The 16969-nt window shown below is 37.9% G+C and carries 14 protein-coding genes; 3 read left to right on the top strand and 11 right to left on the bottom strand.

Annotation, left to right across the window (positions count from 1 at the left end):
* Positions 1-63: 63 nt before the first annotated feature.
* The 9 genes from H8787_RS06525 to uvrB all read right to left on the bottom strand — a co-directional run bounded on the left by H8787_RS06525 (position 64) and on the right by uvrB (position 8295).
* Positions 64-1014, bottom strand: coding sequence for a CPBP family intramembrane glutamic endopeptidase (locus tag H8787_RS06525; protein WP_187327712.1), 951 nt, complete (start codon positions 1012-1014; stop codon positions 64-66).
* Positions 1014-1652, bottom strand: a complete 639-nt coding sequence (locus H8787_RS06530) for a TIGR01906 family membrane protein (RefSeq protein WP_187327713.1) — start codon at positions 1650-1652, stop codon at positions 1014-1016. Before H8787_RS06530 ends, H8787_RS06525 begins: the two co-directional genes overlap by 1 nt.
* Entirely contained in the window at positions 1642-2415 is a 774-nt protein-coding gene (locus H8787_RS06535; RefSeq protein ID WP_048800384.1) for a TIGR01457 family HAD-type hydrolase, read from the bottom strand. Before H8787_RS06535 ends, H8787_RS06530 begins: the two co-directional genes overlap by 11 nt.
* Before the next feature lie 93 nt (positions 2416-2508).
* A complete protein-coding gene (locus tag H8787_RS06540; RefSeq protein ID WP_187327714.1) occupies positions 2509-3135 on the bottom strand; it encodes an NUDIX hydrolase N-terminal domain-containing protein in 627 nt (208 codons plus the stop codon).
* Positions 3122-3862, bottom strand: coding sequence for an acyl-[acyl-carrier-protein] thioesterase (locus H8787_RS06545; RefSeq protein ID WP_003068891.1), 741 nt, complete (start codon positions 3860-3862; stop codon positions 3122-3124). The genes H8787_RS06540 and H8787_RS06545 overlap by 14 nt, the downstream gene beginning before the upstream one ends.
* Positions 3863-3865: 3 nt before the next feature.
* Positions 3866-4996 (bottom strand): radical SAM family heme chaperone HemW, encoded by a 1131-nt coding sequence (gene hemW, locus H8787_RS06550; protein WP_187327715.1) that lies wholly within the window; start codon positions 4994-4996, stop codon positions 3866-3868.
* Between the two features lie 202 nt (positions 4997-5198).
* A complete protein-coding gene (locus tag H8787_RS06555; protein ID WP_187327716.1) occupies positions 5199-5750 on the bottom strand; it encodes a DUF1697 domain-containing protein in 552 nt (183 codons plus the stop codon).
* 36 nt (positions 5751-5786) lie between these two features.
* Positions 5787-6284, bottom strand: coding sequence for a GNAT family N-acetyltransferase (locus H8787_RS06560; RefSeq protein WP_003068888.1), 498 nt, complete (start codon positions 6282-6284; stop codon positions 5787-5789).
* A 22-nt stretch (positions 6285-6306) separates the two neighbouring features.
* Positions 6307-8295 (bottom strand): excinuclease ABC subunit UvrB, encoded by a 1989-nt coding sequence (gene uvrB / locus H8787_RS06565; RefSeq protein WP_187327717.1) that lies wholly within the window; start codon positions 8293-8295, stop codon positions 6307-6309.
* A 193-nt stretch (positions 8296-8488) separates the two neighbouring features.
* On the opposite strand from uvrB, the gene H8787_RS06570 reads away from it, so the two are divergent.
* The 3 genes from H8787_RS06570 to H8787_RS06580 all read left to right on the top strand — a co-directional run bounded on the left by H8787_RS06570 (position 8489) and on the right by H8787_RS06580 (position 13316).
* On the top strand, positions 8489-10666 hold the full coding sequence (locus H8787_RS06570) for an ABC transporter substrate-binding protein/permease (protein ID WP_187327718.1): 2178 nt from the start codon (positions 8489-8491) through the stop codon (positions 10664-10666).
* Positions 10666-11406 carry an amino acid ABC transporter ATP-binding protein gene (locus tag H8787_RS06575; RefSeq protein WP_003032251.1) on the top strand — a complete coding sequence of 247 codons (741 nt, stop codon included), beginning with the start codon at positions 10666-10668 and terminating at the stop codon, positions 11404-11406. Before H8787_RS06570 ends, H8787_RS06575 begins: the two co-directional genes overlap by 1 nt.
* 374 nt (positions 11407-11780) lie before the next feature.
* Entirely contained in the window at positions 11781-13316 is a 1536-nt protein-coding gene (locus tag H8787_RS06580) for an ATP-binding cassette domain-containing protein (protein ID WP_187327719.1), read from the top strand.
* Positions 13317-13433: 117 nt separating this feature from the next.
* On the opposite strand, the gene H8787_RS06585 is transcribed toward H8787_RS06580, so the two are convergent.
* Both H8787_RS06585 and H8787_RS06590 read right to left on the bottom strand, forming a co-directional pair.
* Entirely contained in the window at positions 13434-15182 is a 1749-nt protein-coding gene (locus H8787_RS06585) for an ABC transporter ATP-binding protein (RefSeq protein ID WP_187327720.1), read from the bottom strand.
* Positions 15172-16908 carry an ABC transporter ATP-binding protein gene (locus H8787_RS06590; RefSeq protein WP_187327721.1) on the bottom strand — a complete coding sequence of 579 codons (1737 nt, stop codon included), beginning with the start codon at positions 16906-16908 and terminating at the stop codon, positions 15172-15174. Before H8787_RS06590 ends, H8787_RS06585 begins: the two co-directional genes overlap by 11 nt.
* Positions 16909-16969 lie beyond the last annotated feature (61 nt).

Below are 16969 nucleotides of genomic sequence, written 5' to 3' on the forward strand. Positions count from 1 at the left end.
TCTTTTATTACCTTTATTTTATCATAAATGAAAGAAAGTTGAAAGTCCTTTCAAAACTCTCTTTTATAAATGCCTTATCAATGTCAACGACGTTAGACACATAAAAAATATGAAGAGCCAAAACCAGACCGAGCGGAAAGCTTGCCGATATGTTCCTGGATATGCACGATTTCTCCGTACATACCTTTTTATATCTGTTTTATTTTTTAATAGGAAAATGACTGCGATGCTTGCACCAATTAGCAGGATAAACAAATGCAAGGCACCTCCTACATCGTCTGGCAAAAAAGAATAGAGATAAGTTAATCCTTCTCCGATAACTAAATTGTTAAAAATATGAAAAATCATTGCCCAGAAAATAGAATACTCCAAGGTCACATAAGAGAAGATCATTCCAACAAAAGTTGCAAAAACGAACTGCGGGAGATTACCATGAAACAAACCAAATAAGAGTGAAGACATCAGAATTGCAAAGATTTTTCCATATTTTTCAAACGTTCTTAAACCTGCCCCACGGAAAATCAATTCTTCTGAAACAGGTCCAAAAAAGCTTGCATACAAAAACATAGAAACACTATCTGAACCTGCTGAAGCTGATTCGACAGCTTTAAGCATAGTAAAACCAAATAAATTAAAGATTGTTTCAAAAATCTGATTAAACAAGACGAACCCTAATTGACCTAAAAGCAAGAAAGATAAGACTATCCCAAACGTTTTTGAAGTCATGGCTCTTTTCTGCATTCGTAAATCAGACTTAAATAATTTTCCATCCCGATACAGCCAAAAGATAAAAACTCCTGCACAGACAGCAATCAAATAATAACTGCCGTCTCGTTCCATAAAATTTTCCGTTACTTTTTGAATTTTTTCAAGATTGCCAGAATAACGAATAGCTTGAAATAAGGTTACAATCGTTTGATAAATCAGACTAATCATTGCCATTACGGCCACATATAGTAGACATAAAGCAGAGAATAAACCAATATCTTTTCTTACTTGCTGATTTGTTTGCATCAGTTTCCTTTCTTTTTCAAATAACTTTTTTTACTCCAGCTATAGAGTAACAATGCGAATCCTTCATAAAGGGCAAAAAATAATAGAAAAGTATGGCGGAAAAATTCTTCCGGTAAAATCCAAATCACTGGATCTTTCCTAGGATCAAAGAGCCAAGTATTGTCTCCAACAAATAAAATCTTATGAAAGAGAGTAAAAAACGCATCAAATCCGATTCCAAATGCGATAGCTCCAACAATAATTGGCAGGCAAACAATACTCAAAACGGCCTTTGAAAAAACAGATAAATAACCTTTTTTAATTATATGTTTTACAAACAAATAAACTACTGGTAAGGTTGCTAGGAAAACAAGCTGAACCAGATGAAAAAGATATTTCACAGTTTGGAAATGATGCAATCCTGCCGCTGATGAGTGAAAATCGGGCATTGAGAGTTTTTGCTGGAATGGATTGGTTAGGTAATTCATCAAAATATTAAAATTGTACTGAATCGTTGTAGAGTTGAGATACACTTTATTTTCTAAGTGTAACCAAGAAATTTCCAAAGGATAAAACAACCAAGTGAGATAAATCGTCAATAAAATCGTAGCTGCTAAAAGACAGAGCATGCTCAACCAAAAGATCAATTTAGTGCGCATCAAAATCCCACTCCGCTAAGCTAGAAAGTACATAATCTGGTTGGATTGGTAAGTCTGCTACCTCTTCTGGACGAGTAAAACCAGTTGTCACCAAAAGTGTAGGAATACCGTTATCAATCCCAGCTCGAATATCCGTAAGATAGTTATCCCCAACCATTATCACTTCTTTATGTGGCAATCCAAGACGTTCAACAGCTTTTTCCATAATAATAGCATTTGGCTTACCTATATAAACAGGTTTTACGCGAGTTGCCGCTTCAATTAAAGTGATAATTGAGCCCGCGCCAGGCATGAGACCACGCTCTGTCGGAATATTAAGGTCAGGGTTGGTTCCTACAAAATGGGCTCCCTTTTGGATAGCTAAAGTAGCAATCGATAATTTTTCATAATCTACTTCCCAATCCAAACCAACAACTACATAATCCGGATTGTCGGTGTCTTCGATATAACCAGCTTCTGAAATAGCATTTTTAAGTCCAGCCTCGCCGATAACATAGACTTTCTTTCCTATATTTTTATCATTTAAATAATCAATCGTTGCCAAAGTTGCTGTATAAATCGTTTCAATAGGTGTTTTAACATTGAATTGTTCCGCCAACATAGCCTGAACAGTCTCAGGTGTACGTGTTGTATTATTCGTCACAAATAAATATGGAATGTTGCGCCGTTGCAACTCATGTACAAACGCTTCACCCTCAGGAATACGTTCTTTTCCTTTATAAATTGTTCCGTCTAAATCAATTAAATAGCCTTTATAAGTCACTCACTTTCTCCTCTAATTTAAAAGCTTAAATACTCCTCTAATCTATATAAATTGAAAATAGTTTTCTATTTCAACTTTTAAATCTGTACGTTATTAATCAAATCGGGTTTCCCAGTTATTGGATGCCTGCGCCTCAAAACACATTGCAATTTGTTGAGTAGTCGTTTTAGATTCAGATAATGCTGGCAACGCATCTAAAGCAAAATAACCACAGGCTATCGTCTCAGCATTTGCTCTAAACTCCCCACCTAAGCTCGTACACAAAACAAATATTTTGGTAATGTGATGTACTGAGGTAGAGTTTCCTGGATTATTTTTATGTTTATCTAAAACGGCAATCAGTTTGTCTGCCTGAACTTCTAAGCCTGCCTCTTCTCTTACTTCTTTTATTGTATTGTCCTTTACAGACTGATCCACATCACACCATCCGCCCGGCAAAGCCCATAGTCCATTTTTTTCTTGAACGAGCAAAATCGTATTGTCTTTAAAAATTGCTGCCCGTGTATCCAATTTCGGTGTTTGATAGCCTGTCTCATCGCAAAACAGATCTTTTACTTTTTCAAGTGGCATACCAGAAGGAGTGACTAGCATTTCAGCTGCAATCTGACGAATCTCCTGAAATCGCTCAATATCAAATTCATCCTTGCTATAGGCTAATCCATTTTGTGCTAAAGTTTGCAGACGAGTTGCCCATTCTAACCATTTACTATCTTCTGTCATCACAACTTCTCCATATTATACTTGCCTGGGCATTGATATCACCATCGCTAGAAATCTGATGATTACTCTCCAAGCCCTCCAAATCATAGCTAGAGGTAATTTGTCCGCCAGGTCGTACCTCCTTGACATACTTAAGATGAATTTTTCTAGGAATATGTTTCATGAGAAAATCTGCACCCATAACCTCAAAAATCCAGTCCAAATACTTACTGTTATTAACATGGCCGTTCATATCTAAATCGTAAAAACGGACATGGTAATCTTTGCTAATTGGTTCTTTCAAATCTGGATACTTCGGTCCACGAATCAATTTTTTAGAAAACTCTGCTTCATAAGGTGCAACAATCTTTGGCTCTACTGCATGCACTTTTCTACTATCTCTATCCATAAGGACAAAAGTAGCCAACATATTAATAATAGCATTTCCCGCTTCATCATAAATAGTAAACCGACGATAACAGAATAAACGATTATATGACAAAGCTTCTGTTTCAATCGTCATTTCTTCCCCAAATTTAGGCAGCCGTACTACATCAATATCATAATCCGTGATAATCCAGACTAGATTATATTTTTCCAGCATAGCTTTATCACTAATCCCCAAATCAATGGACTGCAGCCCTGATACCTGTAAGGATAGCAAAATGACATCAGGCAGCTTGATATGACCATTCATATCTGCCATATCAAAAGGAATTTTCATTTTCATTTGATAAGTTAAACCCATAATCTACTCCAATATAAATTTTTCTGCAACCGTATCGCCCAAAAAAAGACCTTTTTTGGTCATACGGACAATGTCCTTGTCAGGTACTAAGAGCCCTTGCTCTGTCAGTTCTGTTACAACATGACCGTACTGCCGATCAAAAGAAACACCAAATTTTTCCTCAAAGCGTTGTTTAGAAATACCTGACTTCTTGCGCAATCCCAAAAACATTTCTTCTTCCATCATCTCTTGTTTGCTAAGGTGTTCCTCACTCACACGGGCATTACCTTTTTCGACCGCCTCTAAGTAATGACGGATGGGACCATGATTCTTGTAGCGAACTCCATTGACATAACCAGATGCTCCGGCTCCAACACCAAAATATTCCGCATTGTCCCAGTACATAAGATTATGTCGACTCTCAAAACCTGGTTTAGAAAAATTGGAAATCTCATAGTGCTCAAAACCAGCTTTTTCTAACTCCTCAATGATGTATTCAAACATCTCTGCTTCCAAATCTTCTTTAGGCAGAGGGAGTTTTCCACGTCGCATCCGATTCATAAAAACCGTGTGATTTTCTAAAATTAAGCTGTAAAGACTCATGTGAGGAATATCTAGCGCAACAGCCTTGGCTACATTTTCTCGTACATTATCCATAGTTTGCTTGGGCAGCGAATAGATCAGATCAATCGAGATATTGTCAAATCCAGCCAGCTTCAGATTGACGATGTTTTCATAGATATCTTTTTCTAAATGACTGCGACCAATTTGCTTGAGCATGCGATCGTCAAAAGTCTGAACACCTAAAGATACCCTATTCACAGGTGAAACCTTTAAAACAGCAATCTTATCCGGATCCAAATCCCCTGGATTGGCTTCAATAGTCAGTTCTTCTAACAATGACAAATCCAGCTTTTTCGTCAGCTCTGTTAACAAAAACTCCAGCTGCTTCGCTGAAAGAGCTGTCGGTGTCCCACCACCGATATAAAGCGTCTGTAAATGCTTTATATCATAAGAAGCATATTCTTGAAGCAAGTGCTCTAAGTAGGCGTCAACTGGCTGATTTTTGATAAAAACCTTAGAAAAGTCACAATAATAACAAATTTGAGTACAAAACGGAATGTGTACATAGGCAGAAGTTGGTTTGGTATACATAGCATTTATTATAGCATAATTTTAGTATATAGATGTTTCAAAGTTCACAACAAAAAGCATAGATCTCTTATCGATATATTCTTGCTCTACAACGAAAATACCATAAATGTTAAAAACGTTCAACTTAATTCGCTACTTCAACTTGAACTTTTTCCAAATAATAAATTTGTTAGCAAAAAGAAGACCAAAATCTATCAATTATTCATTTTTGAATTGTACCTACCATCTCCACTATCTTCTGGAAAGTCTTGCCGTTTCGGATGGTTAGTTGCTTGTAAAAATTGGATTTGAGCAGTTTTTTATGATAGTTGGACTTGAGATAGTCCGCTTGGTCAGCATTGCTATAAAAGAAAGCCATCTGCCCAAAATGCAGCTGTTCCTTATCATTTGCCCAACTGCCTGCCAGCTCTTGAACACTCTCCCTGTCTGTCTCCGGCAGATAAAAGAGAACATCTCGCCGAAAGGCTGTTTCATCCTGCCACCAAGCAGGCAGATTGGCTGTTTCTTTTTGAAGCATGGCAGATCTGACAAGGACAAAAGGCAGGGGAAAATCATAAGACCGACTGAAATAAGCAGTCAAGCTCTCCCGAATCCTTTCCTCTTGCTCCTTGCTATCAAAGAAAAGATTGCCGCTGTTGATGTAGGAGACTGGATTTTCAAAACCCAAGCCAGCCAAATCCTTCTTCAAATCAGCCATGACGACCTTGTTTTTCCCGCCGGCATTGATGCCGCGAAGTAAAAATGCATAACACATATGGTGCTCCTTACAAATATATCTATTATTTCCAAACTAACTCTTAGAATTTCTCGAGTAGATCATTCGTTTTTCTTTCACGGCTTTTCCTAGGTCAACGCTCTTTTCCTCACCGTCAAAAACAAAACCCATTTTTTCATAAAAAGCGATAGCACGTTTGTTATCTTCTAAAACCCATAATAAAATCTCTTGATAACCATCCAAGGCAGCAAAAGCAGCCTGTATGAGCTGCCGTCCTACACCCTTGCCATAATAATCTTTTAAGACATACAAGGCGAAAATTTCACCCGCTATCGTAGCTGAATCTCGAAAATCACCGTAGCTAACAAAGCCAACCACTTTAGCATCATTCAAGGCAATCAAGGTATTTCCGGGATACTTTTGACTATAAAATCGGCACTTATCTAAAGTCATCTGCTCTTGAAATTCCGCAGGTAAAATCTCATCATAAGCTTCACGCCATGTCTGCCAATGAACTCTGGACTTCCCTTCTATCTCCTCAGCTGTTTCCATTGCTTTGATAGTGATGTCCATTTGCTTTCCTCCTTGAAATCCCTCAGTCCATCGCCTTTATCTCTAAAATCATATCGCGAATCTGTGCAGCCAGTTCGAAGTCGAGAAGTCCTGCAGCTTCTTGCATTTGTCCCTCTAGTTTCTTAATCATATCTTTACGTTCCTGTTTATTAAGACTTTCAATTTCAACGACTTCTTCTTTGTCTGGCAGGACAGATTTGGTTACACTGATCAGGTCACGAATTTCTTTCTGGATTGTTTGCGGTACAATACCATGTTCTTCATTATAAGCCATCTGAATTTGACGGCGGCGAGCAGTCTCGTCCATAGCCTTCTGCATGGAGTCAGTCACCGTGTCCGCATACATGATGACATGACCCTCACTGTTGCGGGCAGCCCGACCAATGGTTTGGATCAAACCACGCTCATTTCGTAAGAAACCTTCTTTGTCTGCATCAAGGATAGCAACCAGACTGACCTCTGGTACATCAATTCCCTCGCGCAGCAGATTGATCCCGACCAGGACATCAAAGACACCCAGGCGCAAGTCACGGATAATCTCAGTCCGCTCCAATGTCTTGATATCCGAGTGCATGTACTTGACTTTAACTCCCATTTCTTTAAAGTAATCTGTCAAATCTTCTGCCATCTTTTTAGTCAACGTTGTGATAAACGTTCGCTCATTCTTTTCAACACGCGCATTGATTTCACCTAAAAGATCATCTATTTGTCCCATAGTCGGACGCACTTCGACTGCTGGATCCAGAAGCCCAGTTGGTCGAATAATTTGCTCAATTACTGTATCCGTTTGTTCTCGCTCATAGTCACCCGGTGTCGCAGATACATAGACAATCTGATGAACATGACTTTCAAACTCTTCCCGACGCAGCGGACGATTGTCCAAGGCAGACGGCAGACGGAAACCATAATTGACCAGCATTTCCTTCCGCGAGCGGTCACCATTGTACATCCCTTTAATCTGCCCCATCGTCATATGACTTTCATCAATCATGATGAGAAAATCATCTGGGAAGAAATCAAGCAAGGTATAAGGTGGCTCACCTTCGCTGCGCCCATCCATGTGACGAGAATAGTTCTCAACACCGTTGGTATAGCCCATCTCACGGAGCATCTCAATATCATACTCCGTACGCTGTTTCAATCGTTGGGCTTCCAAGAGCTTTCCTTCCTTTTCAAAGATAGCCAGCTGTTGCCCCAGCTCGGCCTGAATCTTGGCAATGGCAATCTCCATATTTTCGTCATTTGTCATAAAGTGAGTAGCTGGGAAAATTGCTAAATGATCCACTTCACCCAAAACTTGTCCTGTCAACGCTTCTACTTCTCGAATACGGTCAATTTCATCACCAAAAAATTCTACTCGAAAGGCATGCTCATCACGAGAAGCCGGAAAAATTTCTACTACATCACCACGCACCCGGAATTTCCCCCGCTGAAAATCAATATCATTACGCTCAAACTGGATATCTACCAGATCATTGAGTAGCTTATCTCGGGAAATTTCTAGACCAGGACGCAAACTGACCACGCTATCGGAGTATTCCTTAGGAGATCCCAGACCATAAATGCAGCTGACTGACGCCACAACAATCACATCGTTGCGCTCCAAGAGAGCAGAGGTTGCTGAGTGACGAAGTTTATCAATCTCATCATTGACCGAGCTATCCTTTTCAATATAAGTATCACTGGAAGGCACATAAGCCTCCGGTTGATAATAGTCATAGTAAGACACGAAGTATTCGACCGCATTGTCAGGAAAAAACTCCTTAAATTCGCCATAGAGCTGACCAGCCAGAGTTTTATTATGAGCGATGACTAAGGTCGGTTTATTGACCTTTTGAATAACCTGACTCATAGTATAAGTCTTCCCTGTTCCTGTCGCTCCCATGAGAATTTGAGCTTTTTCACCACCTTCAATATTATCCGCTAATTGCTCAATGGCTTGTGGTTGATCGCCTGAAGGCTCATACTTGGAGATCAATTTAAATTTATTGTCTGTAATTCTGTTTATCATATAACACCTCTTTCTACTATTTTAACACAAGTATCATCATTTCAAATTTCTGAGCTTATTACTTTATATTTTATCTCTTAGACATACAAATCGAAAATTTACATGTCATAAAATCTAACATAAAAACGAAAAATATTTGCCTTTTGAAGATATTTTTGATATAATTTAAAAATATTATTTAAAGGAGAGACTCATGAAGAAAAAAATCATAGCTTTTTTGTTAGCTTTACTACCACTATTTGCTACAACTAATATCCATGCGGATGCAATCAAAGTAGTATCTGATACAGCCTATGCACCTTTTGAGTTTAAAGATTCCGATCAAACTTACAAAGGTATTGACGTAGATATTATCAATAAAGTCGCTGAACTAAAAAGTTGGAACATCAATATGACTTTCCCTGGATTTGATGCAGCGGTCAATGCTGTTCAATCTGGTCAGGCAGATGCTATCATGGCTGGAATGACAAAAACCAAAGACCGTGAAAAAGTCTTCACCATGTCTGATACTTATTATGATACAAAAGTTGTCATCGCAACGACTAAAACAAATACGATTAGTAGTTATTCACAATTAAAAGGAAAAACTGTTGGGGTTAAAAACGGAACTGCTTCTCAACGTTTTTTGGAAAAAATCAAAGACAAATATAAATTTAATCTTAAAACTTTTGATACGACTGATTTGACTTATAATAGTTTGAACTCTGGTTCAATTGATGCTATGATGGATGATCAGCCTGTTATTGAATACGCTATCAAGCAAGGCCAAAACTTAAAAATTTCTATGAAGGGGGAAGCTGTTGGCAGCTTCGCATTTGGTGTCAAAAAAGGAAGCAAGTATGAGTATCTAGTAACAGAATTCAATGAAGCACTTGCTCAAATGAAAAAAGATGGTTCTCTTGATAAAATCATCTCAAAATGGACAGGATCTACAAAGGCAACTAGTTCCACTCCAGAAACTACTACTCCTGCTGGCAAAAAAGCAACTCCTGTCAAAGCAAAATATACCATTGCTAGCGACTCTTCCTTTGCACCATTCGTTTTCCAAGATAGTAATAACAAATATACTGGGATTGACATGGATTTGATAAAAGCTATCGCCAAAGATCAAGGTTTCACGATCGAAATCACAAATCCTGGTTTTGACGCTGCTTTAAATGCTGTACAATCTGGACAAGCCGATGGAATGATTGCAGGGATGTCTGTAACAGATGCTCGTAAAGAGACCTTTGATTTCTCAGAACCATATTATACTGCAAACGCTATCCTTGCCGTCAAAGAATCAAGTACAATTGCTTCTTATAAAGACTTGAAAGGTAAAACAATCGGTGTTAAAAACGGAACTGCTTCACAAACTTTCTTAACAAAAAATCAAAGTAAATATGATTACAAAATCAAAACATTCTCTGATGCTTCTTCTATGTATGACAGTCTAAACTCTGGTTCTGTGGATGCCGTTATGGATGACGAACCTGTTGTTAAATACTCCATTAGCCAAGGCCAAAAACTGAAAACACCAATCAAAGGAACTCCTATTGGAGATACTGCTTTTGCCGTAAAAAAGGGTAGTAATCCTGAATTGATCCAAATGTTTAATAATGGTTTAGCAAATATCAAAAAAAATGGTCAGTATCAAAAAATTCTTGATAAGTATTTAAAGAAATCAAACTCAAATACTAGCTCTTCAGACAATACAGTTGATGAAACAACCATTTGGGGGCTCCTCCAAAATAACTACAAGCAATTGTTAAGTGGTCTTGGAATTACTTTGGCACTCGCACTTCTGTCATTTGCAATCGCTATGGTCATCGGAATCATCTTTGGGATGTTTAGTGTAAGTCCTGTTAAAGCACTCCGCATTATCTCAGAAGTCTTCGTAGATGTTATTCGTGGGATCCCACTTATGATTCTAGCAGCCTTTATCTTCTGGGGCATCCCAAACCTTATTGAATCAATGACAGGTCATCAAAATCCAATTAACGATTTTGTAGCTGGCACGATTGCTCTTTCACTCAATGCTGGAGCTTACATTGCAGAAATCGTTCGTGGTGGGATTCAAGCTGTTCCAGCTGGACAAATGGAAGCCAGTCGCAGTCTTGGTATTTCTTATTCCAAGACAATGAGAAAGATTATTCTGCCACAAGCAACAAAAATCATGTTACCAAATTTCGTCAATCAATTTGTGATTGCTTTGAAAGATACAACAATTGTTTCCGCCATTGGTCTTGTCGAACTTTTCCAAACAGGTAAAATCATCATTGCTCGTAACTACCAAAGTTTCAAAATGTATGCTATCCTAGCAGTTTTTTATCTGATTATCATTACTCTTTTGACTAGACTTGCAAAACGCTTAGAAAAGAGGATTAAATAATGGCTAAGTTAAAAATTGATGTCAACGATTTACATAAATACTATGGGGAAAATGAAGTTCTAAAAGGAATCACAACCAAATTCTATGAAGGGGATGTCGTTTGTATCATCGGACCTTCAGGCTCAGGAAAATCAACCTTTCTTCGCAGTTTAAATCTCCTTGAGGAAGTAACAAGTGGAACCATCACTGTGGACGGATTTGATTTGACCAATAAAAACACAGATGTTGATCTAGTTCGTGAAAATATCGGTATGGTTTTCCAACACTTCAATCTCTTCCCTCACATGACCGTTTTAGAAAACATCACCTTTGCACCTGTCGAGCACAAACGAATGACACAAGCCGAAGCTAAAAAACTCGGTATGGAGCTATTAGAAAAAGTCGGTCTCTCTGATAAAGCTGATGCCATGCCAGATAGCCTCTCAGGTGGACAAAAACAACGTGTTGCAATTGCACGGGGACTTGCTATGAATCCTGATATTATGCTCTTTGACGAACCTACTTCTGCTCTTGATCCTGAAATGGTTGGAGATGTTCTCAATGTTATGAAAGAATTGGCCAAGCAAGGCATGACTATGATTATCGTAACTCATGAAATGGGATTTGCTCGCCAAGTGGCAAACCGTGTTATCTTTACGGCTGACGGAGAGTTTTTAGAAGACGGTAAACCCGACCAAATCTTTGATAATCCACAGCACCCACGTCTAAAGGACTTCTTAGATAAAGTCTTGAATGTGTAATAACACTCCATCCCGAAAATTGTTTCGGGATTTTTTATATTCCTATTAATTTATTCCCGATTGAAAACTTAACTCAGGTCTCTTTTGATATTAAATCACTTTTTTGTTATATTAAAATCAATGAAATTCGGAGGTAAGGAGCTTATGTACAAAAAATCTATTGCTTAAAGGAAACTTTATCTAGTAGATTTTTTGTTGTGCTCTTGCTCATTTTCAAAGAAGACAGTTTTACTTCTCAAGGCTAAATATATCCATCGCAAACTACTTGCTTTGCAATATTTGTTAGCAACTCAAAAGCAAAAACAGCTCTACTAGGTAAATAGGGCTGTTTTTCTTAGCTCTAAAATGACAATGAACATCATAAGGAGACATATATGCTACAAATTCGACATTTAACCATTACACATTTAAAAGACTTCAAAAACATGGTTAGTGATTTGTCACTCACTGTTAATACAAGTGATAAAATTGCCATTATCGGGGAAGAAGGAAATGGAAAATCTACTCTTCTCAAACTACTCATGAATGACGCACTTGTTTCGGACTATGTTAGTTATACGGGAGAGATTCAAAAAAGCTATAATCGTTATGCTTATTTGCCACAAAGTTTACCTAAAAATGAAAGAAAACTCTCCCTTAACGACTATTTTTTTGGAGATGTGGAAGTAGACCTAGATTACAACAAACTTTACCGCTTTGCACAAGAATTCCATTTTGAGAGTGAACGTTTTACTAGCCAGCAAACAATGGCCTCTTTATCTGGTGGCGAACTATTAAAAATTCAACTTTTAAAAATCCTCTCTACTGATTGGGACCTTCTCTTTTTAGATGAACCTTCTAATGATTTAGATCTAGATACTCTGATATGGCTAGAAAATTTTCTCCAAAATACACCTCGAACAGTTATCTTCGTTTCACATGATGAAAGTCTTTTGAGCCATGTAGCGACAAAAATCATTCATTTGGAATTGATTAAGAAAAAACAGGAAGCTCGAACGACTGTTCGAAATCTTGATTATGAGAATTATAGCCAAGAGAGACAGGAGACATTTAAAAAGCAAACAAAAGATGCAAAAAAAGAACGAGAAGAATATCAAAAAGCAATGGCAAAACACCAGCGAGTCAAACAAAGTGTGGAGCATGTCTTGCGTCATACTCATGACAGCACAGCTGGTAGATTACTAGCCAAAAAAATGAAAAATATTCTCTCGCAAGAAAAACGTTTTAATCGAGAAGCCACTAAAATGACAGAGTTACCAACACAAGCAGATGCTATCATTCTGAAATTTCCTGCCATTTCCCCTCTTCCATCGACAAAAAGAGTACTTACTATCCAACAAATGTGTTTAAAGATAGAAGAGCATATCTTAGTACGAAATATTAACTTTGAACTTTTGGGACAGGAAAAGATTGGGATTATTGGTAAAAATGGTGTCGGTAAATCTACTTTTCTCAAAGAACTGCGACATCTACTGAAAGAAAAGAGAGGCATTACACTAGGATATATGCCTCAAAACTATCATGATATTTTAAACGAAGTCGATTCTCCAATAGATTTTCTAACATCCACAGGAGAGGCTATTGAGCGAGAAAAAATCCTCACACACCTAGCCAGTCTGCAATTCACACGCAACGAAGTACATCATCCCATTTTTCAACTGTCTGGTGGACAAAAGGCCAAATTGTTGTTGCTAAAAATGGTATTAGATCAGGCAAATGTCTTGTTGCTAGATGAGCCGACACGTAACTTTTCTCCTACTTCACAGCCACAAATTCGAAAACTTTTTACAAGCTATACCGGAGCTTTTATTACTGTTTCTCATGATCGTACTTTTCTAAAAGAAGTCTGTCAGAAAATCTACCATCTGACTGAAACTGGACTAGAGCAAGTAAGGAAAGAACAATTATAAGTTTTGAAAACTATATGACAGTTTACACTAAAAACAAGATGTGGGAAAATGTGATAACGATCCTTTGAATTTGTCTCAAATAGTATATCATTCCCTAAGTTTTTCCATTTGTTAATTTTAAATACCCAAACTTCCCTGCGCTGTCTGCATTTGATAATAAATACCTTTCGCTTGCATCAACTCCTGATGACTGCCATGTTCGACAATATCACCATCAACCAAAACCAAGATGATATCTGCATTTTGAATAGTAGACAGACGATGAGCAATGATAAAACTGGTTCTTCCTACCATTAGCTTATTAAAAGCTTTTTGAATAAGCACTTCGGTTCGTGTATCAATGGATGAAGTTGCTTCATCTAAAATTAAGATTTTAGGTACAGCTAGAAAAACACGCGCAATCGTCAATAACTGCCGTTGTCCTTGTGATAAAGAGTCACCTGCGTCCGCTAGATAAGTGTCATAACCATTCGGTAATTGCTGAATAAAAAAATGTGCATTCGCTGCTTTAGCAGCTGCTATCACTTCTTCTCGACTCGCTTCTGGTCGCCCAAAAGCAATATTATCATGGATCGTGGTCTTTTTCAGCCACGTTTCTTGTAACACCATGCCAAACTGCCGGCGGAAGGACACTCGAGTATAATTTGTAATATCTCGATCGTCTAGCTTTATCTTACCCGCATCCACATTATAAAATCGCATAAGGAGATTGATGAGAGTTGATTTTCCAGCACCGGTTGGACCAACAATAGCAACTTTACTTCCCGCAGGAATCGTCATATTTAAATCATGAATCAAGGGCTTGTTTTTTTCATAACCAAAACATATATGTTCAAAACGAATAGCTCCAAAGATAGTCTCACTCGTAAGTTCTTCTTTTCCAATTTCTACAAGTTCCTTTTCATCTAAAATCGTGTACAAGCGCTCTGCACAGGCAAGGGCGCTTTGCAATTCGGCCATGACAGACGAAATATCGTTGAAAGGCTTGGTGTATTGGTTGACATAATTTAAAAATGTCACTAATTGTCCGACCGTAAAGCTAGAGCCGTTGATGATACGAGCTGCACCAAATCCTACAATCATCGCATAGATAAGAGCATTTACAAAACGCGTTGCTGGATTGACAGTCGAGGAATAGAAAATCGCTTCCTGAGAATAATCCGCATAGCTTTCATTCCCCTTTGTAAAGTTCGCAATGAACTGCTCTTGAGCATTAAAACTTTGAATCAAACTTTCCTGAGAGAGACTTTCTTCGATAAATTGTGTCTGAAGCCCCCGAGCTGTTGTCTGTTTTTGAAACAACTTATAGCTTTTACGAGCGATAAAGTCTGCAATCAGCATAGATAAGGGAGTTAATAGCAAGACCAATGCCATCATGAAAAAGTCAATCCTTGCCATTGTCACAATCGTTACAAAAATGGTCAACACACCCACAAAAAACTGATTGAAAACCATGAGCAACCCATTATTTAACTGCTCCACATCCGTTGTTAAGCGACTCACTAAATCACCATTTCCTTGACGATCAAGATAAGCCAAGGGAAGATGATGAATTTTTTGAATGACAGCATTACGAAGTTGCTGACTATAACTATAAATCAACTGATTATAGATTAAAGGATTGAGCCATTGAATTGCTGTATTAGCAACAATCACCATGCTCATTTTAGAAAGAATTGGAAACAAATGCTGACTTGCATCGGGAAGTAAAACACTATCAACTGCATTTCCAATTAAAATCGGCAAATAAATGGTCAAGGCAACCTGAATAATCATTCCAACTGTGGCTAATAGGACAAGCCAACGTTGCTGTAATAAGTCACTTGCAAGGCGTTGCAAACTACTTTTAGAATATCTAGTTTTCATGCTTTTCCTCCCTGCTATGTTGTGAGAGATGAATTTCTAGATAAATATCGCTCGTTTGAAGCAAATCTTCATGTGTACCAAGAGCGACCTGTTGTCCTTTATTCAAGACAAGTATCTGATCAGCTGCACGCAAGCTATTGGTTCGTTGAGAAATTAAAATCAAACTTGTGTTTTTTAATTCTCCTTTAATAGCCTGCAATAGTTTAGCTTCTGTTAAATAGTCAAGTGCCGAAGTAGAATCATCCAATACAAGAAATGGAGCCTTTTGTAAAATAGCTCGCGCAATCGTGAGACGCTGACGCTGTCCGCCAGAAAAATTGCGTCCAAAAGCTTCTACCACCGCATCTAGCTGGTCTTCTTTTTCCTGTACAAAGTCACTAGCTTGCGCAATGTCAAGAGCCCACCAGAGATGGTTATCACTCACATTATCATTTAATCCCAAAGATAAATTTGAGCGAATGGTTCCTCGAAATAATTCTGCCTTTTGTGGTACTAAACTTATCCAAGAACGCCATTCTTTAAGATTTCGAGGACTTCGATTATTTTTAAAAACAACCAACTGGCCTGCATCTGCCTCATACAAATGTGCCAACAGCTGCACTAAAGTTGATTTCCCTGCTCCTGTTCCTCCAATCACTCCCAAAGTCTGACCAGATGGTAAATCAAACGAAATATTTTCTAATGCTGGACGAGCGGCTTGTGGATAGGTAAACGTAACATTTTGAGCAGAAATAGATTGATCACCCACAGAGTAAACAATCGGTAACTCTGCCAGAACATCTTCTCCCTCCTGTTCAAAAACTTCTTGAATTCGTCCAGCGCTGATGTAACTTTGGTTCAAAGAAGTAATGAGCATCGCCAATTTCAATAGTTCTATCAAAATTTGCAAAAGGTAATTGACCAAAGCAACTAATTTCCCTTGCGTTAGTAAACCATGTCCAATCGCTAGATTTCCATGCCAAATAACTATGAGTAGCGTGCTATTCACTACTAAAAAGGTCAACGGACTAATCAAGCTAGACAATATTCCTGTTTTTATCTGCCAAGTCTTATAATTTTCATTGATATTTTGAAATTCCTGAATTTCTTTAGTTGTTTGTCCAAAAGCACGGATAACACGCACACCTTGTAATTGTTGACGTGTCATACTGACAATATTATCTGTAATCCGACGAATATTAGCATAAAGTGGATTGACGAAACGTGACATGATGTAGATAATAGCGGTTAAGACTACAACCATCAGCAAAAACCACAGCGTAATACTTGGACTAATCAAAAATGCCATGATGATCGAGCCAAAAACAATAATCGGCGCACGTAAAAACAGACGAAGAAATTGATTAATACCAGTTTGGATTTGATAAGTATCACTTGTCAAACGAGTAACCAAACTAGATGCTGTCAGGTTATCTCGCTGAGCTTTTGGCAAACGCATAATTTTTTGATATAAATCTTTGGTCAATTGACGCGTAAATCCTACCGCTGCTCTTGAGGAATAATATTGAGCAATAATCGCCACCCCAGCACCAAACGATGCTAGAACAACCAATAAAAAGACCATGATATAAAGATGTGTACTATCTTTTTCAGGGATTATTTGGTCAACAATTGTCGCAATCAAAATTGGCACCAGTAATTCAAAACTGGCTTCTAACAATTTAAAAAACGGTCCTAACAGGGATTCCCTCACATAACCTTTAAAATATTTCAATAAATCTTTCATGAAATCTCTTTTCTCATCTAAAACTAGTTCTATTTTATCATAATCTACCTTGCTCTGCGAT

This window comes from Streptococcus sp. NSJ-72 (assembly GCF_014334035.1).
Lineage (GTDB): Bacteria > Bacillota > Bacilli > Lactobacillales > Streptococcaceae > Streptococcus > Streptococcus constellatus.

Coding starts and splice junctions, on each gene's coding strand:
- H8787_RS06525 (WP_187327712.1), bottom strand. CDS start 1,014: ATGCAAACAAATCAGCAAGTAAGAAAAGATATTGGTTTATTCTCTGCT.
- H8787_RS06530 (WP_187327713.1), bottom strand. CDS start 1,652: ATGCGCACTAAATTGATCTTTTGGTTGAGCATGCTCTGTCTTTTAGCA.
- H8787_RS06540 (WP_187327714.1), bottom strand. CDS start 3,135: ATGACAGAAGATAGTAAATGGTTAGAATGGGCAACTCGTCTGCAAACT.
- H8787_RS06545 (WP_003068891.1), bottom strand. CDS start 3,862: ATGGGTTTAACTTATCAAATGAAAATGAAAATTCCTTTTGATATGGCA.
- hemW (WP_187327715.1), bottom strand. CDS start 4,996: ATGTATACCAAACCAACTTCTGCCTATGTACACATTCCGTTTTGTACT.
- H8787_RS06555 (WP_187327716.1), bottom strand. CDS start 5,750: ATGTGTTATGCATTTTTACTTCGCGGCATCAATGCCGGCGGGAAAAAC.
- H8787_RS06560 (WP_003068888.1), bottom strand. CDS start 6,284: ATGGACATCACTATCAAAGCAATGGAAACAGCTGAGGAGATAGAAGGG.
- uvrB (WP_187327717.1), bottom strand. CDS start 8,295: ATGATAAACAGAATTACAGACAATAAATTTAAATTGATCTCCAAGTAT.
- H8787_RS06570 (WP_187327718.1), top strand. CDS start 8,489: ATGAAGAAAAAAATCATAGCTTTTTTGTTAGCTTTACTACCACTATTT.
- H8787_RS06575 (WP_003032251.1), top strand. CDS start 10,666: ATGGCTAAGTTAAAAATTGATGTCAACGATTTACATAAATACTATGGG.
- H8787_RS06580 (WP_187327719.1), top strand. CDS start 11,781: ATGCTACAAATTCGACATTTAACCATTACACATTTAAAAGACTTCAAA.
- H8787_RS06585 (WP_187327720.1), bottom strand. CDS start 15,182: ATGAAAACTAGATATTCTAAAAGTAGTTTGCAACGCCTTGCAAGTGAC.
- H8787_RS06590 (WP_187327721.1), bottom strand. CDS start 16,908: ATGAAAGATTTATTGAAATATTTTAAAGGTTATGTGAGGGAATCCCTG.